Here is a 26,983-nt window from a genome sequence, read left to right on the forward strand (position 1 = left end):
GTCACTCTCGCGTAGGCGGGAATAACGAAGAAAGTGTCAGGGTTGAACCGGACGGACGTTGCCCACCTCGCCCAGCAACCATGACCGGATCGCGCTGGCAAGGTTCGGTGGATCGTCGCCTTCGATCCGCAACCCGTCGATCGCCGCGACCAGCGCCGACAGCGGCAGCGACCGCCGCGCCGCCGCATCCTCCAGCGCCGTCCAGAATCCGGGTTCGAGGCTGATCGAGGTCGCGTGACCGGCGATGGTGATCGACCGCTTCACCGGCCCGCGAAAGCCGCCGGGCGGGGCGGCGGGCTTCATGGGGTGTCGAACAGCGAGGCGAGCTGCTCGATCATCGTACCCGCCAGCTGCTCGGCATCCATGATCGTGACGGCGCGGTTGTACCAGCGGGTGACGTCGTGGCCGATGCCGATCGCGACCAGTTCGACCGGCGACTTGCCCTCGATATAGGCGATCACCTGCCGCAAATGCCGTTCCAGATAGCTGCCGGAATTGACCGACAGGGTGGAGTCATCGACCGGCGCACCGTCGGAGATGACCATCAGCACCTTGCGATCCTCGGGCCGGGCGATCAGTCGGCCATGGGCCCACAACAGCGCCTCGCCGTCGATATTCTCCTTCAGCAGTCCTTCGCGCATCATCAGGCCGAGCGATTTCTTCGCGCGGCGCCACGGCTCGTCGGCCTGTTTGTAGACGATGTGGCGCAGATCGTTGAGGCGGCCGGGTTGGGGCGGGCGACCGGCGGCCAGCCATGCCTCTCGGGCTTGCCCGCCCTTCCACGCGCGGGTGGTGAAGCCGAGAATTTCGACCTTTACGCCCACCCGTTCGAGCGTGCGGGCAAGGATGTCGGCGCTGATCGCGGCGATGCCGATCGGGCGGCCGCGCATCGAGCCTGAATTGTCGATCAGCAGCGTGACGACGGTATCGCGAAACTCGGTATCGCGCTCGATCTTGTAGCTCAGCGACTGCGCCGGGTTGATGACCACGCGCGCCAGCCGCGCGGCATCGAGCAACCCTTCTTCCTGGTCGAAATCCCACGACCGCGATTGTTGCGCCATCAGCCGGCGCTGCAACCGGTTGGCGAGCTTGGTTACGACCCCCTGCAACTGCACGAGTTGCTGGTCGAGATAGGCGCGCAGCCGTTCCAGCTCGTCGGCGTCGCACAGTTCGGTCGCGGCGATCACCTCGTCGAACTTGGTGGTGAAGGCGCGATAGTCGAACTGCGCGTTCAGGTCGGCGAACGGGCGGTTGGGACGCACCGGCATCATGCCGCCCTCATCCTCGCCATCGGCCATGTCGTCGCCCTCGGCATCGACGTCTTCCGACATGTCGTCGGAGCGGGCTTCGGCCTGATCGTCGCTGCGATCCTCGCCGCGTGCTTCGACTTGGCCCTCGCCACCCTGCTGCTCGCCTTCGTCGTCGCCGTCGTCCTGCGGGGTTTCCTCGTTCTCCCCTTCCGAATCGTCGCCGCCGTCATCGGCCTGTTCGGGCTCGACCTCGCCCTCGACCAGTTCAAGGTCCTGCAGGATGCGGGTGATGCCGCGCCCGAACGCCGCCTGGTCGTCGGTCAGCGCGGACAGGGCATCGAGCTGCGACCCCGCGCGCGCCTCGATCCAGTCGGTAATCAGCGTCATGGCGGGAATGGCGGCGGCAGGCGGCAGCCGCCCGGTCAGCCGTTCGCGCACCATCAACTGGACGGCGGTCGACAGCGGCACTTCGGCCCGCGTCCGCGCCCGCGTGATCGGGTCCGATCGCATCCGCAGGTCGAGCGCGCGGTCGAGATTGTCGGCGATCCCGTCATAGCCCGCCGACCCGACCGCATCGACCCGCGCCTGTTCGACCGCATCGAACACCGCACGCGCCACCGCATCGCCGGGTGCGGCGCGGGCATGAAGCGCGGTGTCGTGGTAGCGCATCTTCAGCGCGAAGCCGTCGGCAAGGCCGCGCGCCTCCGCCACCTGGTCCGCCGGCAGCGCACGGGCGGGCATCGGCACCTTGATATGCTTGCCCGAGGCGACCGGCGCGTCGGCGGTGAAGCCCAGCTCCACCTCCGGCTCCTCGGCAATCGCGCGCGAAGTGCCGCGCAGGACGTCGCGAAACCGGTCGAGTGGGGATTCCTGTGCCATGCCGCCTGCTTTGGGGATTGGGCGGTGTCAGGGCAAGGGGGTGGTGCGACCCGTTGGGGCAATGGGGTGCGGGGAACCATCATGACAACCGCCACCCGCTCCGCTACTACCGCGCGGTGTCCCGCTTTCGCCGCCTGTTCCTGACCCATAACGCACTGGCGGCTTTGGTGATTGTCGTGGCGTTGGCGATGAAGGCGGTGGTGCCCGCGGGGTTCATGCCGATGCTGGTCGAGGGGCGCGTCGTCATTGCGCTGTGTTCGGGATTTGGCCCCGTGCCGCCCGTCATGGCAGCGCCGGCGATGGCCGGGATGGACCATGGCGCGGCCATGGGTGCCGAGCATGGCGGTCATGCCCCGAAGGACGGCGGCCAGCACGACAACAAGCCGCAGCCCTGCGCCTTTTCGGGGTTGAGCGCGCCGTCGCTTGGTGGGGCCGATCCGGTGGTGCTGGCGATCGCCATCGCCTTTGTCCTGGCACTGGGCGTGCGCGTTGTCGTGGCGCTTCCGGTACGGCGGGCGGTCAGGCTGCGGCCGCCGCTGCGCGGGCCGCCCGCTATCGCCTGATCCCGTTCGATGCGTCTGGCAGGCGCGTCGGTATTTTGCACGCGATGGCGTGCGGCGGTTGGTCGTGGCCCGCCGCCTGAAGCGTTCAGGGGTAGTTTTCATGTCATCCATATGGGCCGCGTCGGCGGCCATGCTGTGCCTTGCGCCGGTGGCGCAGGCGCAGGGGCGCGACGATGCGCGCGAACCGGTTCGCGACGACACGATCGTCGTCACCGGCACCAAGGCGGGGGATTTCGGCGCGAAGTCGGGCATTCCGATCGACCGCGTGCCGCAATCGATCCAGCTGCTGGACGAGGAGGAACTGATCGCGCGCGGGGTGCGCAGCGTCGGTGATGCGCTGCGCGCGGTGCCGTCGGCCAATATCGGCGGCAGCCGCGTGTCGCGCTACCAGAGCTTCGGCCTGAAGATTCGCGGGTTCGTCGCGGACCAGATGCGCAACGGCATCCGCCAGCGTTATTACGAGGATGTCGACGCCTCCGCCCTGTCGAACATCGCGCGGGTCGAGGTGCTGAAAGGGCCGTCCGCCGTGCTGTACGGCCAGTCGGGGGTGGGCGGCATCCTGTCGATCATCACCAAGCAGCCGACCGATGCCGCGCAAGGATCGGTGGCGCTGACCGGCGGCATGTACGGGCAGAAGATGGCGACGGTCGACCTGTCGACCCCGGTCACCGACACGCTCGCCATTCGCCTGACCGTGGAGGTCGAGCGGTCGGGCACCTCCGTCGATGTTCAGGATATGGACCGCGAGAATGTCGCGCTGACGCTGGCATGGCGGCCGAGCACATCGGTGTCGGCGCATCTGGTCGCCGAATATGTCCGGCGCACCACCGCCAACAATCCGGGGCTGCCGGTGGTCGGCACGGTGCGCGGCAATGGCGTGGCGACGGTGCGGCGATCGGCGTTCCTGGGGGAGCCGAACTTTACCGACCTGATCGCCGACGCACCGCTGATCCAGGCGTGGGTGGCGTTCGACATGGGAGCGGGGTGGGCGCTGACCCCGCGCTTCCAATATTCGGAGTTCAACACCTCGCTCGACCAGGTGCGGCTGCTCGGCCCCGTCAGCGTCCAGCCGACGCGCATCCAGCGCAACGGCCGGCGCGGGCGCGAGGCGGATCGCTATATGATCGGGCAGCTTGACCTGAGCGGCCATGCCACGACGCTGGGCATCGACCACAGCCTGTTGTTCGGGATCGAACACAGCGCCGAGCGCCCAACCTTTCGCCAGTTCGATATCGTCGCCGGCGATATCGCGCCGATCGATGCGCTGAACCCGGTCTATAGCTATGCCACGCGGCAGCCCCGGCTGGCGTTCAGCTTCTTCACGCAGGGCAAGGTCGACGGCTTTGCAGCCTATGCGCAGGACCAGATCGCGCTGACCGATGCGTGGAACGTCGTCGCGGGCGTGCGCCATTCGGTGTTCGATTACGAAAACCTGCGCACGACGCCGGCGGGCACGACCCGCGATGCCGATACGATCGCGAACACCACTTGGCAGCTGGGCACAACATGGCGGATCGGCGGCGGCTGGTCGCTGTTCGGGGGCTATAACAAGGGGTTCGACGTGGACGCCGTGGTTGGATCGCGCAGCCGCGACGGATCGCCGTTCCGGCCCGAAACATCGGATCAGGTCGAGGCGGGCATCCGCCTGACCCGCGACCGGCTGCGCGCCAGCCTGTCGGCATTCCGCATCCGCCGCAACGATGTGGCGGTGACCGATCCGGCCGATGTGAACTTTCAGGTGCAGGAAGGGCAGTTGCAGGTGCAAGGCGTCGAGGTCGAGGGCGAATGGACCCCGGTCGATGGCTGGTGGCTGCAGGGCGGCTATGCGTATCTCGACGGGCGGGTGACGCGCACGACGACGGCGGCGATGCGGGATGCGCGGCTGGGCGACACGCCCGAACACAGCGCCACCGCATCGACCCGCGTGGCGCTGGGCCCGGTCGAGCTGCGCGGCGGGGCCTATCATGTCGGCGCGCGACGGCTGGTAAACGGCAGCCCGGTGACGCTCGATAGCTATACGCTGTTCGATCTGGGGCTGGGGAGCGAGGTCGGGCCGGTGCGGATCGACGCGATGCTGACCAATGTCGGCGATGCAACCTATTACACCGCCAATGGTGGCGCGAATTTCGTCTATCCGGGCGATCCGCGCACCCTGTCGGTGCGGGTCGGCTATCGGTTCGGAGCGCGGTCATGAGCGACGCACGCCTCTATCGCACGATCTGGCGCTGGCATTTCTATGCCGGGCTGATCGTCGCACCATTCCTGCTGATTCTGAGCATTACCGGTGCGATCTACCTGTTCAAGGACGAGCTGAACGATGCGCTGATGCCCGATCTTCAGGTCGTGGCCCCGGTCGCCCGCGCGCTGCCCCCGTCGCGGATGATCGCGGCGGCGGTGCGGGCAGTGCCCGGCGTCCCGACGCGGATCGACCTGCCCGACGCGCCCGACCGCCCGGCCAAGGTGTGGATCGATGCGGCCAGCGGCGAACCGCGCCAGGTGATGGTCGATCCGGCATCGGCGCGGGCGCTGGGCAGCTATGTCTATACCCACACGCTGGTCGGGTTCGCCGATGTGATGCACGGGTCGCTGACCTTTGGCCCATGGGGGGATGCGGTGGTCGAGCTGGCGGCGTGCTGGGCGCTGATGCTGATCGTGTCGGGGCTGTTCCTGTGGTGGCCGCGGGGGCGGCGGTCGCTGGCCGGGGTGCTGTGGCCGCGCCTCAGGGCACGGGGCCGGGTCTTCTGGCGCGACCTGCATGCGGTGACCGGCGTGTGGAGTGTCGCGCTGATCGCATTCCTGCTGCTGACCGGCCTGCCGTGGGCAGTGGTGGAGGGGCCGCTGGTGCGCGGCGCGTTTACCGCGCTGGGTATCGGGAACGAGGCCGCGCGCTTCGGCCACGAAGCCCCGCACAGCGCGCCGATGGCAACGCTGGGCGAGGTGCCGTGGAGCCAGGCGACGGCACCGATGCCGACATCCGACCCGGCCCATGCCGACCATGGCGGCGGCGCGCACCACAGCGCCATGGCCGATCCCGCCGCCATCACCGGCACCGATGCGATCGCCGCCAAGGCACGGGCGGCGGGGATCATCGGCGGCTATCGGCTGTACCTGCCCGCCGGCCCGACCGGCATCTACACCGTGATGGTCACGCCCCGGCAACCGGAGGGGCAGCGGACCTTGCAGTTCGATCGCTGGTCGGGGCGGCTGCTGTGGACCAATGGCTGGGATCGCTATGGCGTCGGGGCAAAGGCGGTGGAGCTGGGCGTGCAGATCCATATGGGCCGCTATTTCGGGCTGCCCAACCAGCTGCTGATGCTGCTTCCGTGCATCGCCATCGTCCTGCTGGTCGTCAGCGGGGTGACGATGTGGTGGCGTCGGCGACCGCGCGGGACACTGGCCGCGCCGCCGCCGGTCAGCGGGGCGCGACTGCGCGGCGCGATCACGCTGCTGGTCGTGTCGGGCGTGGTCCTGCCGCTGTTCGGGGCATCGCTGCTGGTGCTGGCGGCGATCGATCGGATCGTGGTGGCGTTGCGCCGCCCTGCCGTCGCCTGAATTCAGTCGACCGGCGCCAGCGCGCGCCGGTCGACCTCAATCCAGCGCCGCGCCGCTTCGCCGCCGCGTGCGGTGCGCGTCGCGCGCAGGCGGGCGGTGGTCGGCGCGTCGTGATCCATCCACAGCCGCACGCCGCCCGAATGGAACAGCATCGCCCAGTCGCTGCCGCTGTCGCCCGCGACCAGCATCGGCCGGCGCACCGGGTCGATACAGGCGAGGATCGCGGCGACCTTGCCCTCCTGCCACGGCGATGGCGACCACAGCGTGGTAGTGGGGATGAGCGCGCCACGGGCGGACCAGTAACCGGGCGCCGCCGCCAGCCCCTGCGCGATATCGCGGCGCGCGGTGGAGATCGCGCCGGCACCGTCGCGCAGCAGCATCGACGTGCCGATCACCCGTTCGGGCGGGATCGACAGGCCATAGCGCGGGTCGGAGGCGACCATGCGTACCACCTCCTCCTGCGACGCGCTGACGATATAGACCGCCACGCCCTTTGCCGTCAGCGCGGCGACCAGCGCGCGTTGCGCGGCATAGATGCGGGGGGGCTCGATCCGCTCCTCGACCGGCTTGCCGTCCAGCAGATAGCGCACCGGGATGCCGCCGCGGTGCGCGAGCAGCGCGTCGAACCGCTGTTTCAGCAGGCCCAGATCCTGCCCGGCAAAGACCTGCGCGCTCCATGGCAGGCACAGCTTCGCATCGAAATCGCACAGCCGTCGGTAATAGCCGTACAGGCTCTCGCCCGCCGCCACCGGGATCGGGCGCAGTTCGGGGGGCAGGCGGTCGATCGACAACCAGCCGCGTTGTTCGAAGAACGCGATGCCCGCTTCCTCGATATCGCTGCTCCACAGCGTACCGTCGGCATCGAACACCGCATAGTCGCCCGGCCGCGCCGCCGCGACCGCGCGGTCGAGTTCGGCCTGCGCCGGGGCGGGCCACGGCGTGGCGGTGGCGAGCATGAGGGCGAACAAGGGCAGCGGCATCACGACAGGCTTTCGACAAAGGGATCGCTGACGCTCGCCCGGCCGGCGCGGTCGTGCCGGCCGGCAAGGCGGCGGCGATAGGCGGGGTGCGCGCCATGGGTCAGCGTCACGTCGTACCAGCCGAGCGCCTGTTCGAGCGACCAGCGATGGCGGCCGGGGGCGAGCGCCTCCTCCGCCGCGCCGCCGCCGGGGGTCAGGCGGCGCAGGCGAAACCCGGCGGTGGGAAGGGTGAGTGTCAGGCCGGCATCGCCGACCGCTCCCGCGACCGGGGGCAGGGCATCCCCCTGCGTGCCCGCGAAATGGCGGTGGAAGCCGTTCGGCCCCAGCACCCACAGGTCGTAGCGACCGTTCGCGTCGAAGCGCCACGCCCCTTCGATCCGGTCGCCCGCGCCGACGACATAGCGGCGCGGCGGCTGGTCGAGCGCGTGGCGGTCATAGACATGGAACACCGCGCCCGCGCCCTCGGCGGCAAAGCGCAGCGTCATGCCGTCCGCCGCAACACGATCGGTCACCTCGAGGCGATAGGGCAGCGGGCGCGAGCGGCGCACGCCCGCTTCCTGCCACGGCGCGGCGGCGGGCGGGGCGGGGGGATCGACCTGTCCCTTCAGCGCGGCGGCACGGCGGGCATCCTCGCCCGGATCGGGCAGGCGCGGCGGCGCATCGTCGCGGGCGGCGAAGTCGAAGGCGCTGGTCAGGTCGCCGCACACCGCCCGCCGCCACGGTGCGATATTGGGTTCGTGAAAGCCGAAGCGGGTTTCGAGGAAGCGGATGACCGATGTGTGGTCGAACACCTGCGAATTGACCCAGCCGCCCCGGCTCCATGGCGAGATGGCGTAGAGCGGCACGCGTGGCCCCAACCCGTAGGGACGGCCGCGATATTCGGACCGGTCGATATCCTTGTCGCCGATGCTCGGCACGTCATGATAGGCACCGGCCAGGTCGACGGTCGCTCCGCCCAGCAGCGTACCATCCGCCCCGCGCGACGGCGGGGCGGGCGGCGGCATATGGTCGAAGAACCCGTCATTCTCGTCGAACATCACCAGCAGCACGGTGCGTGCCCACACCGTCGGATCGGCGGTCAGTGCGTCGAGCACCTGCGCGATATAGTCCGCGCCCTGCGCCGGGCTGGAGGGACCCGGATGTTCGGAACCGGCGGCGGTGGCGATGACGTAGGACACTTGCGGCAGGCGGCCGGCCAGCACATCGGCCTTCAACTGGTCCGGCCTGCGCGTGGTGAGCGCCCGGTCCTTCAGCGCAGGATCGCCGCGCCCGGCATGGGCATCGCGAAACGCCGCGAAGCCGACCAGCGGGTTGTCGGTGAAATTATCGTCCATGTCCTGATAGATGCGCCAGTCGACCCCCGCCGCCTGCAGCCGCTCGACCGTGGTGGTCCAGCGATAGGGATCGGACGCGCCGCCCTTTTCGACGAACTCGTCGTGCGAATTGCCGATGGCGGGGCCGCCATGGGTGCCGGCGGGATCGTTGGTGCCGCTCCACAGGAACAGGCGGTTGGTGTTGGTGCCGGTCTGCACCGCGCAGTGATAGGCGTCGCAGAGCGTGAACGCCTCGGCCAGCGCGAACTGGAACGGGATATCGGCGCGGGCATAATGGCCCATCGCGCGTGGGTGCTTGGCCTCGGGCCAATGCGCCATGCGGCCCTCGTCCCACGCGCGCTGCGCATCGGGCCAGGCGTGCGGCGTGCCCTCCATCCGCATCAGTTCGAACTGGCGGCGGGTGTCGAGGTGGAAGGGGGTGATGGTGCGCGGGCCGTCCTTGCCGGTTCGGTCGACCTGTTGCCACACATTGCCGGCCGGGGTCGGGATGGGCAGGCGATCGCCAAATCCGCGAACCCCCTTCAACGTCCCGAAATAATGGTCGAACCCGCGATTCTCCTGCGCGAGGATCACGACATGCGCCACATCGGCGATCGTGCCGGTGCGCCGGTCGGGCGCGATCGCAGCCGCCCGCGCGATCGACGCGGGCAGCGCCGCCGCCCCGGCAAGGGCGGCCCCGGTGGACAGGAGCGTGCGGCGCGACAGGTCGACCATGGAATGTCCTTTGGGTGAACCGCAATCGTCAGCAGATCAAACAACACCGTTCGTCCTGAGGTGCCATTGAGCTTGTCGAAATGGCGTATCGAAGGACCTGGGACAGATACTTCGATACGGGTCTTCGACAAGCTCAGCCCCTACTCAGCACGAACGGCTTTGTGGCTCCGAAGGCGGGTTGCTCAGAAGTCGAACGTCAGCGCCGCCGACACGGTGCGTGGCGTTCCGAGGAACGCCGAACCCCCGTCCGCACCCGCCAGATAGCGACGATCGGTCAGGTTGGTCGCCTGTACCGTCAGCGCCATGCCCTTCATCACCGCATTCACCTCGCCCAGATCGATCCCGGCATAGGCGTCGACCGTGGTGAAGTTCGGCGCGGTGGCCGTCCCGTCGCTGCCGATGAAGCGGTCGCCGACGAACTTGGCCGCACCACCGACCTTGAAGACGCCGTGTACGTAATCGGCCGCCGCGACCCACATGTTGCGCGGCGAATTGATGACCTGCCGCCCCGGCGTCACGCCGATATCGGCGTCCTGCGCGGCATTACCCGTGCCCAGATACGTGGCGTGGTTGTACGTATAGTTGCCCGACAGGGTCAGCCCCTGCGTCACGCGATAGGCCAGCGCGGCCTCGATCCCCCGGCTCTTGATCCCGCCGACGTTCAGATAGACGCTGTCCTGTTCCTCCAGATAATCGATGCCGGTGACCAGATTGGCCGAGATCGACTGGATGCGGTTGCTGAACTTGATGTCATAGGCGGTGAGCGACGCCTTGACCCGGCCGGTCGAATAGCGTGCACCGATTTCCAGGTTGTTGGCGGTTTCCGGCTTGATCCGGGCGATCACCTCGCGTGGTTCGCCCAGCGGTCCGTTGCCGATCGCGGCGAAATTCTGCGAATAGCCGGCAAATGCCTCCAGCCCGTCGACCGGCGCGTGATAGACGATGCCGGTCGAAATCAGCGGGCGGCTGTTCGAACTGAGCTTCGTCACTGCGCGGTCGTTCAACAATTCCGCCCGACGCTGGTCGAGGAAGAACTGCTTCACGCCGAACCGCGCGGTCAGCGGGCCGACATTCACCACGTCCTCGACATAATACATGATCTCGTCGAGGTCATAGTCGGTGCTGAACTGCTGGTAATAGGGTTTGCCGTCGAACGCCGGGCCGACGATCGCGTTGGTGATCTTGTGCCAGTCGCGCAGCTGGTTGGCGCGGCCGCGTTCCCACCACAGGCCGCCGCGCACCGTGTTCTCGATCCCGCCGAAATCATGGGTCCACGCCGCATCGGCGTTCAGGCCGCCCCGGTCGTTTTCGTAATGGGTGTGGCGATACGACATGACCGGGGTCGATCCCGCCGCATAGCAGCTGGCCGAATAGACTGCCGGGACCAGCGCGGTGCCCTGGCATCCGGTCAGGAACGTCGCCTTCGCCCCCGTCGGCGTCACGAAATAATAGCGGCCGAGATTGCCGCCGCCGATCATCGTCGGCTGGCTGCCGGTGAACTCGCTCTCCGGATTGCCGGTGCCGTCGTTGCGCACATCGACCAGATAGGGCGGCGCGAAGTCGCCACGCCCGCGCATCCGGTGGTAATAGGCCGCACCCGACAGCTTCACCTCGCCCAGATCGGTTTCGGCGCGCAGATAGCCGAACAGGTTGCGGCGGAGCGCCCGCGAGGTCGAGCGATAGCCCTGGTCGATATACGGGATGCCGGTCCAGTTGTCGGTATAGGCATCGTGGTTCGGATCGTTGGCGAACATTTCCGGGCTGACCGACCCGAATTCGGCTTCGTCGGCATCGTCATAGCTGACCCAGCCGGTCAGCTTCACCCGGTCGATCCGGCTAACGAACTTCGCGTCGAGATGGTCGCGGCGAGTCTCGCCCGATCCGCCGATCCAATCCTTCACGCGGCTGGTCGACGCGCTGATGAAGGCGCGGGTGTCGCCGGCAAACTGCCCGGTATCGACCCGGCCATAGATCTTGCGCGCGCCGAAATCGCCACCGGCCAGCGTGAAGCGGTAGCGCCTGTCGAGCGTCGGGTCGCTGGTCACGTAATCGAGCGTGCCGCCCAGCGCCTCGTTCGAACGCGACGAGATGTCGGCGGTGCCCTGCGACACGATCACCGTCTTCAGGTCGAGCACGTCGAGATAGCGGTTGGCACGCGATCCGCCGCCATAGCCCGATCCGCCATTGGGCAGGCCGTCGATGGTCGATCCGATCTGCTGGCCTCCGCCGCCGCCCGAGCTGAACCCGCGGATGCTGATCGAGGTTGCCCAGTCGGACGAACCGAACGCGTCGCCCTCCGCCACGAACACGCCGGGCAGTTCCTTGATGACGTCGTTGACGCTGGTCAGCGCCGATTGGCGTTCGAGCATCGGCTGCGTGACCTGCGTGTTCGCAAAGGTCGTCGCCTGGCCGGTCACGACGATCTCGCCGCCGGTGCCGCCGGCATCGTTGTTCTGCGTTGCATCGGCCGGCGCGGTCGTCTGCGCCTGGGCATGCGTCGTCATTGCCGCGATCGCGAGGATCGCCGCACCCGTCATCCACTTCATGCTGTCTCCCCTGCGGCGTCCCACCGCATGTTCCCGGCCGGTTTCGGCCCCCGACAGCGCCTGTGGCAGCGGATGATGACGGCTGCGTGACTTTTGTGCGTATGTTTGAAGATTCGCGAGATATCTGGCGACATGTTGACGATATCGCGGCGATATCATCACCGATACGTCATTTCTCGGGCGAAAATCGCCGAAGGAACCACCATCCCGACAATAGGGTCGCCACCGCCAGCACCATGCCGGTCACCATCGTCGCGGTCGTGAAGAAGCCCAGCCAGCGCGCATGCCCCTCGGCCAGTTCGCGCACCAGCAACAGCGCGACGCTGCCGACATAGCCGAACGAATCGGCGACATAGATCAGGAAGCCGGCATTGCCCGGCGACCGGCCGAGCGAGATCATCCGGTCGAACAGCACCGCGCTGAACGGGGCATAGGCGCTGTAGATGCCGAGGCCAATCAGCGTCATCCACGCGACCGGCCCGATCGCCCCGGCCAGGAACAGCGCGGTCGCGGCGCATAGCAGCAGTGCGCCGAACAGGATCGCGCCATGGATCGCCATCAGTGCGCGCAGGTTGCTGCGCACCATCGCCAGCAGTGCGAGGCCGATGAGGACCACCACCGTCACCGGTATCTCGGTCAGCGAAAAGATCGCGGCGGGCGCACCGTCGCCCAGTTCCCCCCACAGTTCGGCGGCGAAATTGTCGCGGAAATCGCGCAGCGCGGTCAGGAGAGTATAGCCGATCACCAGCGCGCTCAGCGGCAGCGCATGGGCGCGCAGATAAGCATGGCGCGCCGCCCGGTCCATCGGCGCGCGGACACCGCGTTCGGCCCGGTCCTGCGCATCGGGCGGCGGGGTGCGCGCCAGCACCGCCAGCGCGCCGACCAGCACCGGCGCGAACAGCAGCCCCGCCACCGCCGGCATCCAGAAGGGCGAGACGCCGTGCTGCACCAGCAGCGCGCCCGCCGTCTTCGTTGCGCCGGACGACAGGATGAAGCTGGCGGTCAGCATCGCCGCCAGCAGTTCCGACACGCGCCGCCCCTCCAGATAGCGGATGACGAGGCCCCAGATCATGCCGAGCGGCAGGCCGTTGAGGAACAGGCACAGCGGCCCGGCCCAGGCGGGCAGCAGCGCAAAGCCCAGCAGCGCGGCCCACGACGCGCCGACCAGCGACAGGATCAGCATGGCACGCCGGTCGCTGCGATGTTCGGCGACGACCCGCACCCCGACCATCTTCGACAGGGCATAGCCGATCGCCTGCGCGACGATCAGCGTCGCCTTGTAATCCAGCAGGTGCCACAGCGGCGGCTGATCGGCGAAGGCGACCGCCATCACCGGTTTGCGGAACGCGTACATCGCGAAATACACGCAGAACGCGGCCAGCCCCGCCGCAAACAGGGGAAAACGGGAAGGGGCGGGCGTCGACAAATTCTGGCAATCGCTGCGAAACCCTTGCCTCCTACGCCGGCGATATGTCGGTTCGATGACCTTGGCACCGCCGCGCCCGCGCCCCATCTCGCTGTCATGGCCCTTGCCCGATGGATCACCCCGCATCCCAGCGGCATTCACCTGCCCGCGATCGACGTCTGGATCGATCCGTCGCAGCCGGTCGCGCGTGCGCTCATCACCCACGGCCATGCCGACCATGCGCGCGGCGGCCATGGACAGATATGGGCGACGCCCGAAACGCTGGCGATCATGGCGGCGCGCTATGGCCCGCAAAACGGCGTGCCGGTCGCCTATGGTGAGAGCATCGGCATGGGCGACTATGATATCGCGTTCGTGCCCGCCGGCCATGTGCTGGGATCGGCGCAGATCGTACTGGACCATGCCGGCGAGCGCGTCGTCGTCTCGGGCGATTACAAACGCCGTCCCGACCCGACCTGTGCCCCGTTCCAGCCGGTGCCGTGCGACGTATTCGTGACCGAGGCGACGTTCGGCCTGCCGGTGTTCCGCCACCCCGAGACCCGCGACGAGATCGACAAGCTGCTCGCCGCGCTCCGGATGGAGCCGGAACGCTGCGTGCTGGTCGGTGCCTATGCGCTGGGCAAGGCGCAGCGGGTGATTGCCGAGGCGCGGGCGATGGGGTTCGACGACCCGATCTACCTGCACGGCGCGATGCAGCGGCTGTGCGACCTTTATGCCGAACTGGGCGTCGATCTGGGCGAGTTGCGGCCGGTGGCTGGCGCGTCGAAGGCGGAATTGCAGGGGCGGATCATCGTCGCGCCCCCCTCGGCGCTGGGCGATCGCTGGTCGCGGCGGCTGCCCGACCCGATCACCGCGATGGCCAGCGGCTGGATGCGGGTCCGCGCCCGCGCCCGCCAGCGCGGCGTCGAACTGCCGCTGATCCTGTCCGACCATGCCGACTGGGACGAACTGACCCAGACCCTGACCGAAATCGCGCCGAAGGAAGTGTGGGTAACCCACGGCCGCGAGGACGCGCTGGTCCACTGGTGCATGACTCGCCAGATCAAGGCACGCGCGCTCGACCTGGTTGGGTTCGAGGATGAGGATGATTGAGGGGAGGGCGGTCGCCGCTGGCAGAACCGGAGATGTTGCTCTGACGGGTGTCTAGTATCGACGAGGCGCGCCAACAGATGCCGTGATGCGGCCCGGCCCCATCCTCGTCACCCCGGACTTGATCCGGGGTCCCGCTTCTTCTCTGCCGTCGTTAAAATGCGGAAGCTCGGCACCTGTCCAGCGGGACGCTCGTGTCGGCAAGGCCTTGCGTCGATCGGCAAAGGCAATGCAGCGCGCGAAACGTTCGAATAGCTGTTTTCAGGAAAACGGAAACGCGACCTCGCGCTCAAATTCCACCTAGTCTTCAAATTCCCATCGCGACCATCGCGCCAACTTGGCGGCGACCTCCGCCCAATCCGTGCCGGTCGCCTGCGCAACCCGTTTGGCGACGTACCGTTCGACGGCCTCATAATCGAACCGGGCCATGAACAGATGGAAGCGACCCGATACCAGGACGTCGCGTTCGACCTCGGCGGCAAGCCAGTCCGGCGAGCAGACCTCGAAATCGAACGACTCCTCACCCGGCAGGCCGCTGGGTCCGATCAGGGCGCGCAGCGTCACGCAAAAGGCTTCACCCGGTGCATGGGATCGCAGATCGTCGACATCGGAACTGAACAAGGATCGCAGTTCGGCTTGCATCCGCGTACCTTGGTCGAACGCCTGCTAACAGCTTGGCAATGGCAGTGCTGAACCGCCCGCTTCGATCAGAGGCTTTGTATTGACGATGGGACGGAAAGTCCGACGCCGCGTCGAACAACCGATATCCGTTTACGACCGCAAAAAACCGGACTTCCAACGCTCAGCCATCTGAACCGCCGCCCTGAGCCGGCAAGCCCCGAATCAGAACCGGAACGCGGTCCCCACATACACCGCCTGCCCCTCGCGGCGATCGGGTGCGACGCGCAGCATCCGTTCGCGGTCGGTGCGATAGCGCATGCCGGCGGTGACATCGAGGTTGCGGGTCAGCTTGTACGACCCGCCGCCATCGAGCGAATAGCCCGAGGTATCGGCCACCATCTTCGGCTGGTCGGTCAGCGCGTGGTCGGCGGTGACCGGCGTCCGCAGGCTGAACTTGCGTGCGGTATAGCCCGTGCCGATCGGATCGCGGCTGCCCGGCTGCGTGCCGAGGTCGAGGCGGGTCAGGTCACCGATCGCGGCCAGCCGCTTGCCGCCTACCGATCCGCCCAGATTATAGGCGACGGGGTTCAGCGTCAGCGTCGGGGAAACGGCGGCCACCCGGTCGGTCGGGCGTTCGGCCTGCAGCGTGGCGCTGCGCACGGCGGCCTTGATCGCGCGGCTGCCGATGACGGCGCCTTCGGACGGCGTGAACTGGAACCCGGTCGGGTTGAGTGCGGAGCGCGACAGCGCGGCGGCGAGTCGTGGATCGGCCGATGCCGGCGTGAACGATCCGAAACCGGCCAGCGGCATCCGGTCCATGTCGAGCTGCTTCAGGACGCGCGGGGCGCGCTGTTCCTGCGCGAACAGGGCAGGCGACGCACCAAGTCCGGCGGCGATCATCGCCCCCAGTCCAATGCCAGCCAAGATCCTGCCACCCGTCATATCAAACCTCACTCCCCGCTAATGGCGATATCACAATTCGGTTTCCTGTATCCACCGCCCCACGTCGCTTTCCGTCGCAGTGTTGCATCGAACACACATATTTGTCCGACCAAACCACCCCTCTGCGCACGATCCGTACCGACAGGCCGTTTCCGCCTGTTGCGACACCACCGACACCAACCCGCTTGCCGGGTCGGCGCCACCTCCTATAGAAGCGGGCCGAATTGCCATATTGGCCTGTAGTCAAGGAACCGCCGATGAACCGCCCGCTGCTGATCGCGTTGCTGGCAACGCTTGCTTTGCCGATGGCCGCGTGCAGCGGGGGCAAGGGCCGCGTCGCGGGCGACCTCGCCGCGTCGAAGGTCACCACGATCGGCGTGAACAGCTATCTGTGGCGCGCCAGCCTCGACACGCTGTCGTTCATGCCGCTGACCCAGACCGATTCGAACGGCGGCGTCATCGTCACCGACTGGTACGTCAATCCGGCCACGCCGACCGAACGCACGAAGGTGACGGTCACGATCCTCGACCAGGACCTGCGCGCCGACGCGCTGCGCGTCGCGGCGCTGCGCCAGGTGAACCAGGGCGGCCAGTGGATCGAGGCGCCGGTCGCCGCCGCCACCGTGCAGAAGCTGGAAGACATCATCCTGACCCGTGCGCGCGACCTGCGCCGCGGGGCCATCACGGGCTGATCCGACGACCATGACCCCGCGTTTTTCGCCGGCCGAGGCCGATGCCCGCTGGCAGGCCGCATGGGACTCGGCGCAAACTTTCGTCGCCGACGACCACTCGTCCAAGCCCAAGCGCTATGTGCTGGAGATGTTCCCGTACCCCTCGGGGCGCATCCATATGGGGCACGTTCGCAACTATACGATGGGCGACGTGCTGGCGCGCTTCCTGCGGATGACCGGCCATGAAGTGCTGCATCCGATGGGCTGGGACGCCTTCGGCATGCCGGCCGAAAATGCGGCGATGGAAAAGAAGGTCCATCCCGGCCAGTGGACCTACGCCAATATCGCGGCGATGAAGGCGCAGCTGAAGCGGCTGGGCCTTGCGTTCGACTGGAGCCGCGAGTTCGCGACCTGCGATCCCGAATATTACGGGCATGAGCAGGCGCTGTTCCTCGAACTGCTCAAGGGCGGCCTCGTCTATCGCAAGGAATCGGCGGTCAACTGGGACCCGGTCGACATGACCGTGCTGGCGAACGAACAGGTGATCGACGGGCGCGGCTGGCGCTCGGGCGCGCTGGTCGAGAAGCGCAAGCTGAGCCAGTGGTTCCTGAAGATCACCGACTTCGCCGACGACCTGCTCGCCGGGCTGGGAAGCCTCGACCAGTGGCCCGACAAGGTCCGGTTGATGCAGGAAAACTGGATCGGCAAGTCGGAAGGGCTGCAATTCTCCTTTGCCCCGGTCGCGCCGTTCGGTGAGCGGATCGAGGTCTATTCGACCCGTCCCGACACGATCTTCGGCGCGAGCTTTGTTGCGATCGCCGCCGATCACCCGATCGCGCGGGCGCTGGCCGATGCGAACCCGGACGCCGCGGCGTTCATCGAGCTGTGCAAGCAGGGCGGGACCACCGCTGCCGAACTGGAAACGGCCGAAAAGCTGGGCTTCGACACCGGCTATCGGATGCAGCATCCCTTCGCTGCAGGCATTGAGCTGCCGGTCTATATCGCGAACTTTGTGCTGATGGATTACGGCACCGGCGCGGTAATGGGCGTGCCGGCGCACGATCAGCGCGACCTCGATTTCGCGCGCAAATACGGCCTCGATGTCCGTCGCGTGGTCGCCGATGGCGACCTGACCGATCCGCTGTTCGACGGCGCGGAAGCCTATACCGGCCCCGGCCGCCTCGTGAACTCCGACTTCCTCAACGACATGGACGTCGCCGCCGCCAAGCGTGCGGTGATCGACCGTGCCGAAGCCGGCGGCTGGGGTAAGGGCACGACCGTATGGCGCCTGCGCGACTGGGGCGTCAGTCGCCAGCGTTACTGGGGCACGCCGATCCCGATCGTCCATTGCGACGATTGCGGCGTAGTGCCGATCCCGACCGATCAGCTGCCGGTGAAACTGCCCGACGACGTGTCGTTCGACATTCCCGGCAACCCGCTGGACCGCCACGCGACGTGGAAGCACGTCGATTGCCCGGCGTGCGGCAAACCGGCGCGGCGCGAGACCGACACGCTCGACACCTTCGTCGATTCGTCGTGGTATTTCATCCGCTTCGCCAGCCAGCCCGACGACAAGCCCTTTGACCGCGCAGTCGCGGAAAGCTGGCTGCCGGTCGGGCAGTATATCGGCGGGGTCGAGCATGCGATCCTCCACCTGCTCTACGCCCGCTTCTGGACGCGCGCGCTCAACCATGTCGGGCTGATCGACCTGAAGGAGCCGTTCGCCGGCCTCTTCACGCAGGGCATGGTCACGCACGAAACGTACTATCGAACGACCCGCAAAGATGTGGTCGATTGGGATGGTACGAACCCGCGCGAGATGGTGACCGTTGACGGCTTCTATTCGCCAACCGAGGTCGAGAAGGTTGGTGATCGCACGGTACTCAAGTCCGATGGTGAAACTGTCACCGTCGGCCGCATCGAAAAGATGTCGAAGTCGAAGAAGAATACGGTCGATCCCGAACCGATTCTCGATCGCTACGGTGCCGATGCCGCGCGCTGGTTCATGCTGTCCGACAGCCCGCCCGAACGCGACCTGCCGTGGAGCGAGGCCGGCATCGAAGGCGCCGAACGCTTCGTCAAGCGGGTGTGGAAGCTGGTCGCGGCGCATGCACCGGGCGGCTCGAGCCCGGAAGCACTGACCCGCGCCGTCCATCGCACCATCGCCGGCGTCGCCGACGACATCACCGCGCTGCAGTTCAACAAGGCAGTGGCCAAGCTCTACACCCTGCTGGGCGAGGCGGAGAAGGCCAAGGGCATGTCGGATGCCGACATGGACGCGCTGCTGCTGCTGGTCAGCCCGATGATACCGCATCTGGCGGAAGAGGCGTGGTCGCAGCTGGGACGCACCGGCCTGATCGCCGATGCGCCGTGGCCGGTGGTCGACCCGGCGATGCTGGTCGAGGCCGAATCGACCATCGCGGTGCAGGTGAACGGCAAGCTGCGCGACACGATCGTGCTGCCCAAGGGTATCGCGAAGGAAGACGCGGAGGCCGCGGCGCTCGCCAGCGAAAAGATCGTCCGCGCGCTGGAGGGCAAGGTGCCGCGCAAGATCATCGTCGTGCCCGACCGCCTCGTGAACATCGTCGCATGATCCGCGCAGTCGTCCTCGCTGGCGCCCTGCTGCTCGGCGGTTGTGGCCTGCGTCCGCTCTATGCCGGCGGAGAGGGCGGGGTCGTGCGCCAGACGCTCTCGGGCGTCGAGGTCGCGCCGATCGCGGGCCAGAATGGCTGGCTGGTCGCCAACGCCCTGCGCGACCGGCTGCGGGCGGAAGGGCCGGCGCGCTATCGGCTGGAGATCAAGCTCGACGACGATATCACCGGCTTGGGCGTGCGGCGCGACGATTCGATCACGCGCGAACGGCGGACGTTGCGCGCGCGCTATCAGCTGATCGACCTGTCGAACGGCGCGGTGACGCTGGACGCGACGGCGGGGTCGGATGCCGGCATCGATGTGGTGCGCTCCGAATATGCCACCATCGCTGCCGAACGCACCGCGCTCGAACGGCTGTCGGTGATCGTCGCCGACCAGATCGTCACCCGGATCGCGCTGAACCTGCCCAAGTCGGGCTCGTGAAACTCCGGCCCGAGCAGGTCGCGGCCAAGCTCGACCGGCCCGGCCCCGATATCCGGCTCTACCTGTTCCACGGCCCCGATACGGCGGGTGCGCTGGCACTGGCCGCGCGGCTGGCCAAGGGCGTGGGCGAGGGGGCGGAACGCGTCGACATGGACGGCGCGATGCTGAAAAGCCGCCCCGGCCTGCTCGCCGATGAAGCCGCGTCGATGTCGCTGTTTGGCGATGCACGGCTGATCCGCGTAACCGGCATGGGCGAGGAATCGGTCGAGGCGGTGACGCTGCTGCTCGCCGCCGAGCGGGCGGGCAACCCGGTCGCCGCCATCGCGCCGACGGTCAAGGGTACGTCGAAGCTGGTGAAGCTGGTCACCGCCTCGCTCAACGCCGTCGCCGTCGCCTGCTATGTGCCCGATGCGGCGCAGGCCGCGAAGCTGGCGGTGGCGATGGCGCGCGACCACGGCCTGCGGCTGCTGGGCGATTTGCCCGACCGGCTGGCGGCGGTGACGGCGGGGGACCGCGCGGTGCTGGCCAGCGAGATCGAAAAGCTGGCACTGTATCTCGACGCGTCGCCCGACCGGCCGCGCGATGCCGATGGCGAGGCGTTCGACGCGATCGGCGCGTCGATCGCGGATGCCGAGATGAACGGCATCGTCAGTGCGATGATCGCGGGCGATGCGGCGGCGGCGGCGCTGCCCGAAATGCCGGGCGGGCCGATCCCGTTGCTGCGCGGCGTCGCCCGGCGACTGTTGTCGCTGGCCGAGATGCGCGCCGATATCGATGACAGCGAGAGCGTCGACCGGGTGATGGAGCGCCACCGCGTCTTCTTCAAGGAACAGGCGGCCACCGCACAGGCGCTGCGCCGCTGGGACGCACCGCGCCTCGCCCGCGCGCTGGAGCGGGTGCGCGATGCCGAACGGGCGGCGTTGTCGGGCAGTGGCCTGGGTGATGTGATGACCGCCGCCGAAGCCATCGCGATCGCCCGCGCGGCGGCGCGTGGACGATAACGCATAAAAGCATTTGCACGACCGCCAACGCGCTGCTAGGGGCACCCTCCTGCCAGCCAAGGGGGCAACCCCAAGGTGTTCACGTGCGGTCGTGGCGGAACTGGTAGACGCGCAACGTTGAGGTCGTTGTGGCCGAAAGGCCGTGGAAGTTCGAGTCTTCTCGACCGCACCATTTCCGGTCAAAGACGGGCATCAGGCCCGCTTTGACGGGAAGTCCCGTCCGGGAGCGCTGCGGCGTTGATGACGGAAGCCGGGACGGTGGTCCCGCGCCGACCATAGCGTCGACGACTTTCCCACATCCTTAATTCCGTGAGCATCGCTGGCGTGCTATGATTTCGCGTTCGGCCTGAGGCGCCATTGAACTTGTCGTAGGGGCGTATCGAAGCACCTGCCCCTACTCAGCACGCACGGGCAGCTTCCTGCCATCGGCTTCTAAAGACTGATCCGCTCGCCCGGAAACACCACCCAGCAATGGCGGAGGCGATAACCGGCTCCCGCTCTATGCCCGGGGCGGGGCAGGCGGCTACCGGCTCCAGCGTGCGAAAATGGCGGTCGGCAGCGTCAGCCCGCGCGTCTCCTCGCGCACGCCCAGCTCGCCGCATTCGACCGTGCCGCCCAGATCGCCGAGCGACTGGCGCAGCAGCTCGCCGATCGCCAGCGCCGACATGCGCACCGCATAGACGGTGAGGAACAGGAAGCGCGATTCGCTGTCGAGCAACTGCCGACAATCGGCGATCAGGCCGGGGAGGTGCTCCTCCAGCTTCCACACCTCGCCATTCGGCCCGCGGCCCCATTTCGGCGGATCGAGGATAATGCCGTCGTACCGCCGCCCGCGCCGAACCTCACGCGCGACGAACTTTGCGGCATCCTCGACCAGCCAGCGCACCGGCTTGTCGGTCATGTCGGACAGGGCGGCATTGCCGCGCGCCTGTTCGACCGATTTCTTCGACGCATCGACATGCACCACGCGCGCGCCCGCTGCCGCCAATGCCAGCGATCCGACCCCGGTATAGCCGAACAGGTTCAGACATTCCGGGTCGTTCGCCCCGTCGATCCGCCCCCGCATCCAGTCCCAGACCGGCGCCATGTCGGGAAAGAAGCCCAGATGACGGAACGGCGTGTTGCTCGCCGAAAAGCGCACCTCGCGCCAGGTCAGCGGCCAGTCGCGCGGGGGCTGTTTGAAGAACTGCCAGCGCCCACCGCCATCCTCGTCCGATCCCGGCACGAACTCGCCATGCGCGTCCCAGTCGGTGAGCGCGGGCGCCCACATCGCCTGCGGTTCGGGCCGGATGAAGCGATAGGAGCCATAGCGTTCGAGCTTGCGACCATGGCCGCAATCGATCAGCCCGTAGTCGCTCCACGGCTCGCCGATCAGCGCGATCGGGTCCATCAGGTGCGCGGCGTCGCGCGCTGCGCGATCCAGTCCGTTACCGCCGCGAACGTGGCGGGCAGGGTGACATAACGCTCCTCGCGCTCGAACAGGTCGCCGACGCGCGGGGGCAGCGTGGCACGGGTGCCGATCGCCCGCTCGACCGCATCGGGGAACTTGGCCGGGTGCGCGGTTGCCAGCGTCACCATCGGCGCGTCGATCCCGCTGTCGAGTGCGGCGGCAAGGGCAATGGCGGTGTGCGGGTCGATCGTCTGCGCGGCATGGTCGCACGCCCAGCGCATCGCCTGCGCCATGCGGTCGCCATCGACGCGTGCGCTCTGGAACAACCCCGCTGCCCCCTGCTGCTGCGCGTTGGTCAGCCGCATCGCGCGCGTCGCTTCGAACCCGCGCATCTGTGTCCCCAGCGCCAGCCCGTCACTGCCGCCCAGATCGTGCAGCAGCCGTTCGAAGTTCGAGCTGACCTGGATATCCATCGACGGGGTGGCGGTGGGGGTCACCGTCGCGCTCGAATAATCGCCGTTGGTCAGCGCGCGGTGCAGGATGTCGTTGACGTTGGTCGCGACGATCAGCTTTGCGATCGGCAGCCCCATCTGCGCCGCGACATAGCCGGCGAACACGTCGCCGAAATTGCCGGTCGGGACCGAGAAGGCGATCGCCTTGTCCGGCCCGCCCAGCCGCACGGCGGCGTAGAAATAATAGACCACCTGCGCCATCAACCGCGCCCAGTTGATCGAATTGACCGCCGACAGCCGGAACCGCCCCGAGAAACCGGGATCGTTGAACATCGCCTTGACCAGCGCCTGCGCCGTGTCGAAATCGCCCTCGATCGCGATATTGTGGACGTTGGGCGACAGCACGGTCGTCATCTGCCGCCGCTGCACGTCGGACACGCGGCCCGCCGGATGCAGCATGAAGATGTCGATATTCTCGCGCCCCGCCACCGCGTCGATCGCCGCCGACCCGGTGTCGCCGCTGGTCGCGCCGACGATGGTCAGCCGGTCGCTGGTGCCGGTCAGGAACTTCTCGAACAGCAGCCCCAGCAGCTGCAGCGCGACGTCCTTGAACGCCAGCGTGGGGCCATGGAACAGTTCCAGCAGCCATTGGTCATGGTCGAGCTGGACCAGCGGGGTCACCGCCTTGTGGCTGAACCGGCCATAGGCGGTGTCGCACAGCGAGCGCAGTTCGGCTTCGGACAGCGAATCGCCGACGAACGGCAGCATGATGCGCACCGCCGTCTCGGCATAGCTGAGGCCCGCCAGCGCCGCGATCTCGTCGCGCGTCAGCGTCGGCCACTGTGTCGGGACATACAGCCCGCCATCGCGCGCCAATCCGGCCAGCGTCGCGCCGGCGAAGTCGAGTTCGGGCGCATCGCCCCTGGTGCTGACATACCGCATGGCGCTGCCGGTTAGCGGCTGCGGCGACGAAGTGCCAGCAAGTATATGATGACCGCGGCCAAGGCGAAGGCGAACCACTGGATCGAATAGCCCAGGTGATTGTCGGGCAGGCTGGCCGGATCGGGCCGGCGGCTGGGCGACAGGCCGGGGGCGGCGATGTCCGACACGATCATCGGCGCAGGCGGCGCGACGTTACCGGTCATCCGGTCGAGTAGGGTGGGGCCGCCCGGCGCATGGCTGAGCGTGCCTGCCACCGCGCCGCCGGTCCAGACCGGGCGCAGCTTCGGATCGGTCGCGACGCCCATGTCGACGCCGAAGCGCTGCCCGGTGGGCGAGACGCAGGCGGCGATATGGCGATAGCCCGACATGCCGGTGGCGGTGCGGCCGGCGCCCATCGTCCACCCGTCGACCCGCGCACAGCTCGCCGTGACGCGCGCGAACAGCAGGTCGTCGGTGATCCGTGGCGGCAACGGCTGGGCCGGGCGGTCGAGATTGGCGACGGCGCGGGCGATCAGCGCGGCCTTTTCGGTGCGGCGCTGCAACTGCCACACGCCCAGCGCGACCATTGCGGCAACGGCAAGCAGGACGAGCAGGGTGGGGAGGATGGGCAGGCGTTTCATGGCCGGGGGTCGATCTTCCCTTCGCGTGCGGCGTTGCGATATTCGAGCGCCAGCAACACGCCCTTGGCCACCCGCAGCGACCCGACCACCCCGCCGATGGTCAGCGGGACCCACAGCACGACATGCACCCACCAGGGCGGCCCAACCTTCAGGTCGAGCCAGATGGCAAGGACGGTGACGATCCCGCCCAGGATCAGCGTCAGGAACGCCGCCGGCCCGTCGCCGACATTGAACGCGGTAAAATCGAGCGCGCAGGCGCTGCACCGGTCGGCAAAGGCAACGGGGCCACGAAACAAGGTCGTGGCCCCGCACCGCGGACACAGGCCGCGCACGCCGCAATCGAAAGGCGCGGGACCGCCCGCGCCCGTCTGCTCAGGCATCAGCCACCATGGATCGGTGCGCCCCAGCCGCCCCAGACATAGATGACGACGAACAGGAACAGCCACACGACGTCGACGAAGTGCCAATACCACGCGGCCGCTTCGAAGCCGAAATGCTGCTTGGGCGTGAAGTCGCCCTTGTACGCGCGGATCAGGTTGACGGCGAGGAAGATGGTGCCGACCAGCACGTGGAAACCGTGGAACCCGGTCGCCATGTAGAAGGCCGCGCCATAGTTCAGCCCTTTGAACGGCATCGGCGCGTGCATGTATTCATAGGCCTGGATGCACGAGAAGAGGGCGCCGAGCAGGACGGTGAGCCACAGCCCCTTCTTCACGCCGTCATTCTCACCCACGCCGATCGCGCCCCACAGGCCCTTCAGCTTGCCGCCGCGCTGGTTGTGGATCAGCGCGTGGTGCGCCCAGGTCACGGTGGTGCCCGACAGCAGCAGGATGAAGGTGTTGAGCAGCGGCAGTTCGAAGGCGTTCAGCACTTCGAGGCCGGCGGGCGGCCACTGCGCGGTGACGGCGGTATCGCCCGCCTCGATCAGCGCGGTGCCGCCGTCATGGCTCCACTGCACCGCAGCCGGGAACAGCGAAAAGTCGAACCACGACCAGAACCAGCCGACGAAGAACATCACCTCGGACGCGATGAACAGGATCATGCCATAGCGCAGGTGCAACTGCACCACCGGCGTATGGTCGCCCGCCTTCGCCTCGCGGATGACGTCCGCCCACCAGAAGCCCATGCAGGAGAGCGTCGCGATCAGCCCGGCGCCGAACACCAGGCCGCCCAGCGCCGCTTCGTTCATCCACATGATGCCGCCCGCCGCCAGCATGAGCGCGGCCATCGAGCTTGCCAGCGGCCAGATGCTGGGGGGCAGGATGTGAAAATCGTGGTTCTTCGCGCCTGCCATCATCCGTCCCTATTATGCGTCGCGCCTATGCTGGCACGTGTTTGCGCGCGATCCTAGCTCTTCGTCGCGGCCGAATCCACCGGGTAAAATGTATAGGACAGCGTGATCGCGCGAATGTCCTTCGCGTCCGGATCGGCCAGCATCTTGGGATCGACGAAGAAGATGACCGGCATCCGTATCTTTTCGCCGGGTTGCAGCGTCTGCTGGGTGAAGCAGAAGCACTGGATCTTCGTGAAATATTTGCCCGCCTGGCTGGGCGTCACGTTGAAGGTCGCGGTGCCCGTCACCGGGCGGCCCGACACGTTCTTTGCGGTGAAGAATGCCATGTCGCGCGCGCCGATATCGACCGTTTCCGACGCGCGTTCGGGCCTGAATTCCCAACCGAGCGCCGGGTTGGTGTTGGTGTCGAACCGGACCACCACCTTGTCGCCGATGCCGCCGGGTGCTTCCTGCCCCCGCTGGGTGGTGCCGTTGAAGCCGGTCACCTGGCAGAACATGCGATAGAGCGGAACGCTGGCGAACCCCACGCCCGTCATGCCGACGACGGCGGCGGCGGCGAACAGGGCGGTGCGCAGGTTCCGGGTCATGCGCCCATCCCGGCCCGGATCTTGACGATGGTGATCGCGAACATCAGCAGGACGAACGCGCCGAGCAGCCACGCCATCACCTTGGCCCGTTCGCGCTGGCGGGCCCGAATCCGGTCGTCGTGTTCGCTCATGCCAATACCCACCGGTCGGCGACCAGCGCGCCGAACATTGCAAAGAGATACAGGATCGAAAAGGCGAAGAGCCGCTTTTCGGGCTTCATCTTGTCGTCCTGTTGCGTCGAGCGCGTCGCGACCTGCACCGCCAGCACGCCGAAGGTGGCGGTGAGCAGGCAGGCGGCAATGCCATAAATCGCTCCGGTCAGCCCCAGCGGCCACGGCGCGACGGCAACGGCCGCCATCGGAATCGTGTAGAGCCCGATCTGCGTCCGCGTCACCCGCTCGCCCGCCACCACCGGCAGCATCGGCACGCCGGCATTGGCGTAGTCGGTCTTCACGAACAGCGCCAATGCCCAGAAATGCGGCGGCGTCCACAGGAAGACGAGGCAGAACAGCAGGAACGGCAGCAGCGCGACATCGCCGGTCGCCGCCGCCCAGCCGATCAGCGGTGGAAACGCCCCCGCCGCCCCGCCGATGACGATGTTCTGCGGCGTGCGGCGCTTCAGCCACACGGTATAGACCAGCACGTAGAACAGGATCGAGACGGTCAGGATGATCGCGGCGGGGATATTCACCGCCAGTCCCATCAGCACGACCGAGAAGATCGCGAGGCCGACGCCGAAATGCAGCGCCGATTCGCGGTCCATGCGGCCGGCAGGCAGCGGGCGGCCCTGTGTCCGCTTCATCTTCGCGTCGAGATCGGCCTCGTACCACTGGTTCAGCGCACCCGCCGCGCCTGCGCCGAGTGCAATGCACAGCACGGCGGTAAAGCCCAGCACCGGGTGGATCGGCACCGGTGCCGCCAGCATCCCGCACAGCCCGGTAAAGACGACCAGCGTCATCACCCGGGGCTTGGTCAGGGCCAGAAAGTCGCGCCAGTCGGCGGGCAGGGTAATCGTCTGCGCGGTCATCGCCGCCCTATATCGGGTTGTGGCGGCG

The 26,983-nt window shown here is 67.7% G+C and carries 24 protein-coding genes and 1 tRNA gene; 9 read left to right on the forward strand and 16 right to left on the reverse strand.

The genetic code is table 11. The features are described 5' to 3' along the window. Window positions 1-36: 36 nt before the first annotated feature. Both ASE67_RS06695 and cobT read right to left on the reverse strand, forming a co-directional pair. Complete coding sequence (locus tag ASE67_RS06695; RefSeq protein ID WP_055758186.1) at window positions 37-303, reverse strand: ribbon-helix-helix domain-containing protein; 267 nt, start codon at window positions 301-303, stop codon at window positions 37-39. Beyond that, window positions 300-2,129, reverse strand: a complete 1,830-nt coding sequence (gene cobT / locus ASE67_RS06700; RefSeq protein WP_055758189.1) for a cobaltochelatase subunit CobT — start codon at window positions 2,127-2,129, stop codon at window positions 300-302. Before cobT ends, ASE67_RS06695 begins: the two co-directional genes overlap by 4 nt. A gap of 116 nt (window positions 2,130-2,245) precedes the next feature. On the opposite strand from cobT, the gene ASE67_RS06705 reads away from it, so the two are divergent. The 3 genes from ASE67_RS06705 (at window position 2,246) to ASE67_RS06715 (ending at window position 6,244) form a co-directional block, all read left to right on the forward strand. Further along, window positions 2,246-2,692: a hypothetical protein gene (locus ASE67_RS06705; protein WP_200922178.1), complete on the forward strand. Its 447-nt coding sequence runs from the start codon at window positions 2,246-2,248 to the stop codon at window positions 2,690-2,692. A 100-nt stretch (window positions 2,693-2,792) separates the two neighbouring features. Next, the gene (locus ASE67_RS06710) at window positions 2,793-4,886 is read left to right on the forward strand and encodes a TonB-dependent receptor (RefSeq protein ID WP_082456985.1); all 2,094 of its coding nucleotides are present in this window, start codon (window positions 2,793-2,795) and stop codon (window positions 4,884-4,886) included. Next, window positions 4,883-6,244, forward strand: a complete 1,362-nt coding sequence (locus ASE67_RS06715) for a PepSY-associated TM helix domain-containing protein (protein WP_055758195.1) — start codon at window positions 4,883-4,885, stop codon at window positions 6,242-6,244. The genes ASE67_RS06710 and ASE67_RS06715 overlap by 4 nt, the downstream gene beginning before the upstream one ends. 2 nt (window positions 6,245-6,246) lie before the next feature. Here the strand turns inward: ASE67_RS06715 and ASE67_RS06720 are convergent, their stop codons facing one another. From ASE67_RS06720 to ASE67_RS06735, 4 genes are all read right to left on the reverse strand, one after another. Next, window positions 6,247-7,224 (reverse strand): haloacid dehalogenase-like hydrolase, encoded by a 978-nt coding sequence (locus ASE67_RS06720; RefSeq protein WP_055758198.1) that lies wholly within the window; start codon window positions 7,222-7,224, stop codon window positions 6,247-6,249. Further along, the gene (locus ASE67_RS06725; RefSeq protein ID WP_055758201.1) at window positions 7,224-9,272 is read right to left on the reverse strand and encodes a phosphocholine-specific phospholipase C; all 2,049 of its coding nucleotides are present in this window, start codon (window positions 9,270-9,272) and stop codon (window positions 7,224-7,226) included. Before ASE67_RS06725 ends, ASE67_RS06720 begins: the two co-directional genes overlap by 1 nt. 182 nt (window positions 9,273-9,454) lie before the next feature. Beyond that, window positions 9,455-11,818: a TonB-dependent receptor gene (locus ASE67_RS06730; protein WP_055758205.1), complete on the reverse strand. Its 2,364-nt coding sequence runs from the start codon at window positions 11,816-11,818 to the stop codon at window positions 9,455-9,457. Between the two features lie 169 nt (window positions 11,819-11,987). Further along, on the reverse strand, window positions 11,988-13,244 hold the full coding sequence (locus ASE67_RS06735) for a DUF5690 family protein (protein ID WP_055758211.1): 1,257 nt from the start codon (window positions 13,242-13,244) through the stop codon (window positions 11,988-11,990). Between the two features lie 96 nt (window positions 13,245-13,340). On the opposite strand from ASE67_RS06735, the gene ASE67_RS06740 reads away from it, so the two are divergent. Then, window positions 13,341-14,336 carry a ligase-associated DNA damage response exonuclease gene (locus tag ASE67_RS06740; RefSeq protein ID WP_055758214.1) on the forward strand — a complete coding sequence of 332 codons (996 nt, stop codon included), beginning with the start codon at window positions 13,341-13,343 and terminating at the stop codon, window positions 14,334-14,336. Window positions 14,337-14,633: 297 nt separating this feature from the next. Here the strand turns inward: ASE67_RS06740 and ASE67_RS06745 are convergent, their stop codons facing one another. Both ASE67_RS06745 and ASE67_RS06750 read right to left on the reverse strand, forming a co-directional pair. Continuing rightward, a complete protein-coding gene (locus ASE67_RS06745) occupies window positions 14,634-14,975 on the reverse strand; it encodes an immunity 8 family protein (RefSeq protein ID WP_055758217.1) in 342 nt (113 codons plus the stop codon). 201 nt (window positions 14,976-15,176) lie between these two features. After that, a complete protein-coding gene (locus tag ASE67_RS06750; protein ID WP_156348533.1) occupies window positions 15,177-15,878 on the reverse strand; it encodes a hypothetical protein in 702 nt (233 codons plus the stop codon). 275 nt (window positions 15,879-16,153) lie between these two features. Between ASE67_RS06750 and ASE67_RS06755 the strand changes: the two genes are divergently transcribed. The 5 genes from ASE67_RS06755 to ASE67_RS06775 all read left to right on the forward strand — a co-directional run bounded on the left by ASE67_RS06755 (window position 16,154) and on the right by ASE67_RS06775 (window position 20,815). After that, window positions 16,154-16,588: a DUF3576 domain-containing protein gene (locus ASE67_RS06755; RefSeq protein ID WP_055758223.1), complete on the forward strand. Its 435-nt coding sequence runs from the start codon at window positions 16,154-16,156 to the stop codon at window positions 16,586-16,588. Window positions 16,589-16,598: 10 nt separating this feature from the next. Next, entirely contained in the window at window positions 16,599-19,160 is a 2,562-nt protein-coding gene (leuS, locus tag ASE67_RS06760) for a leucine--tRNA ligase (protein WP_055758226.1), read from the forward strand. Further along, entirely contained in the window at window positions 19,157-19,642 is a 486-nt protein-coding gene (gene lptE / locus ASE67_RS06765) for an LPS assembly lipoprotein LptE (RefSeq protein ID WP_055758229.1), read from the forward strand. The genes leuS and lptE overlap by 4 nt, the downstream gene beginning before the upstream one ends. Next, window positions 19,639-20,643, forward strand: coding sequence for a DNA polymerase III subunit delta (gene holA, locus ASE67_RS06770; RefSeq protein ID WP_055758231.1), 1,005 nt, complete (start codon window positions 19,639-19,641; stop codon window positions 20,641-20,643). Before lptE ends, holA begins: the two co-directional genes overlap by 4 nt. 85 nt (window positions 20,644-20,728) lie before the next feature. Continuing rightward, window positions 20,729-20,815: transfer RNA gene (locus ASE67_RS06775), tRNA-Leu, on the forward strand. A 351-nt stretch (window positions 20,816-21,166) separates the two neighbouring features. On the opposite strand, the gene ASE67_RS06780 is transcribed toward ASE67_RS06775, so the two are convergent. The 8 genes from ASE67_RS06780 to ASE67_RS06810 are packed head-to-tail and all read right to left on the reverse strand — an operon-like array spanning window position 21,167 to window position 26,955. Next, window positions 21,167-22,033 (reverse strand): class I SAM-dependent methyltransferase, encoded by an 867-nt coding sequence (locus ASE67_RS06780; RefSeq protein WP_055758234.1) that lies wholly within the window; start codon window positions 22,031-22,033, stop codon window positions 21,167-21,169. Further along, window positions 22,033-23,427 (reverse strand): threonine synthase, encoded by a 1,395-nt coding sequence (thrC, locus tag ASE67_RS06785; protein WP_055758237.1) that lies wholly within the window; start codon window positions 23,425-23,427, stop codon window positions 22,033-22,035. Before thrC ends, ASE67_RS06780 begins: the two co-directional genes overlap by 1 nt. 11 nt (window positions 23,428-23,438) lie before the next feature. After that, window positions 23,439-24,047, reverse strand: a complete 609-nt coding sequence (locus tag ASE67_RS06790; protein ID WP_055758240.1) for an SURF1 family protein — start codon at window positions 24,045-24,047, stop codon at window positions 23,439-23,441. Further along, window positions 24,044-24,427 carry a DUF983 domain-containing protein gene (locus tag ASE67_RS06795; RefSeq protein ID WP_055758243.1) on the reverse strand — a complete coding sequence of 128 codons (384 nt, stop codon included), beginning with the start codon at window positions 24,425-24,427 and terminating at the stop codon, window positions 24,044-24,046. The genes ASE67_RS06790 and ASE67_RS06795 overlap by 4 nt, the downstream gene beginning before the upstream one ends. Beyond that, on the reverse strand, window positions 24,427-25,341 hold the full coding sequence (locus tag ASE67_RS06800) for a cytochrome c oxidase subunit 3 (RefSeq protein WP_055759266.1): 915 nt from the start codon (window positions 25,339-25,341) through the stop codon (window positions 24,427-24,429). The genes ASE67_RS06795 and ASE67_RS06800 overlap by 1 nt, the downstream gene beginning before the upstream one ends. Window positions 25,342-25,394: 53 nt before the next feature. Next, window positions 25,395-25,928 (reverse strand): cytochrome c oxidase assembly protein, encoded by a 534-nt coding sequence (locus ASE67_RS06805; protein ID WP_055758246.1) that lies wholly within the window; start codon window positions 25,926-25,928, stop codon window positions 25,395-25,397. After that, the gene (locus tag ASE67_RS18720; RefSeq protein WP_268794971.1) at window positions 25,925-26,059 is read right to left on the reverse strand and encodes a hypothetical protein; all 135 of its coding nucleotides are present in this window, start codon (window positions 26,057-26,059) and stop codon (window positions 25,925-25,927) included. The genes ASE67_RS06805 and ASE67_RS18720 overlap by 4 nt, the downstream gene beginning before the upstream one ends. Beyond that, on the reverse strand, window positions 26,056-26,955 hold the full coding sequence (locus ASE67_RS06810; protein ID WP_055758250.1) for a heme o synthase: 900 nt from the start codon (window positions 26,953-26,955) through the stop codon (window positions 26,056-26,058). Before ASE67_RS06810 ends, ASE67_RS18720 begins: the two co-directional genes overlap by 4 nt. Between the last annotated feature and the right edge of the window lie 28 nt (window positions 26,956-26,983).

The organism is Sphingomonas sp. Leaf23 (assembly GCF_001421585.1).
GTDB lineage: Bacteria > Pseudomonadota > Alphaproteobacteria > Sphingomonadales > Sphingomonadaceae > Sphingomonas.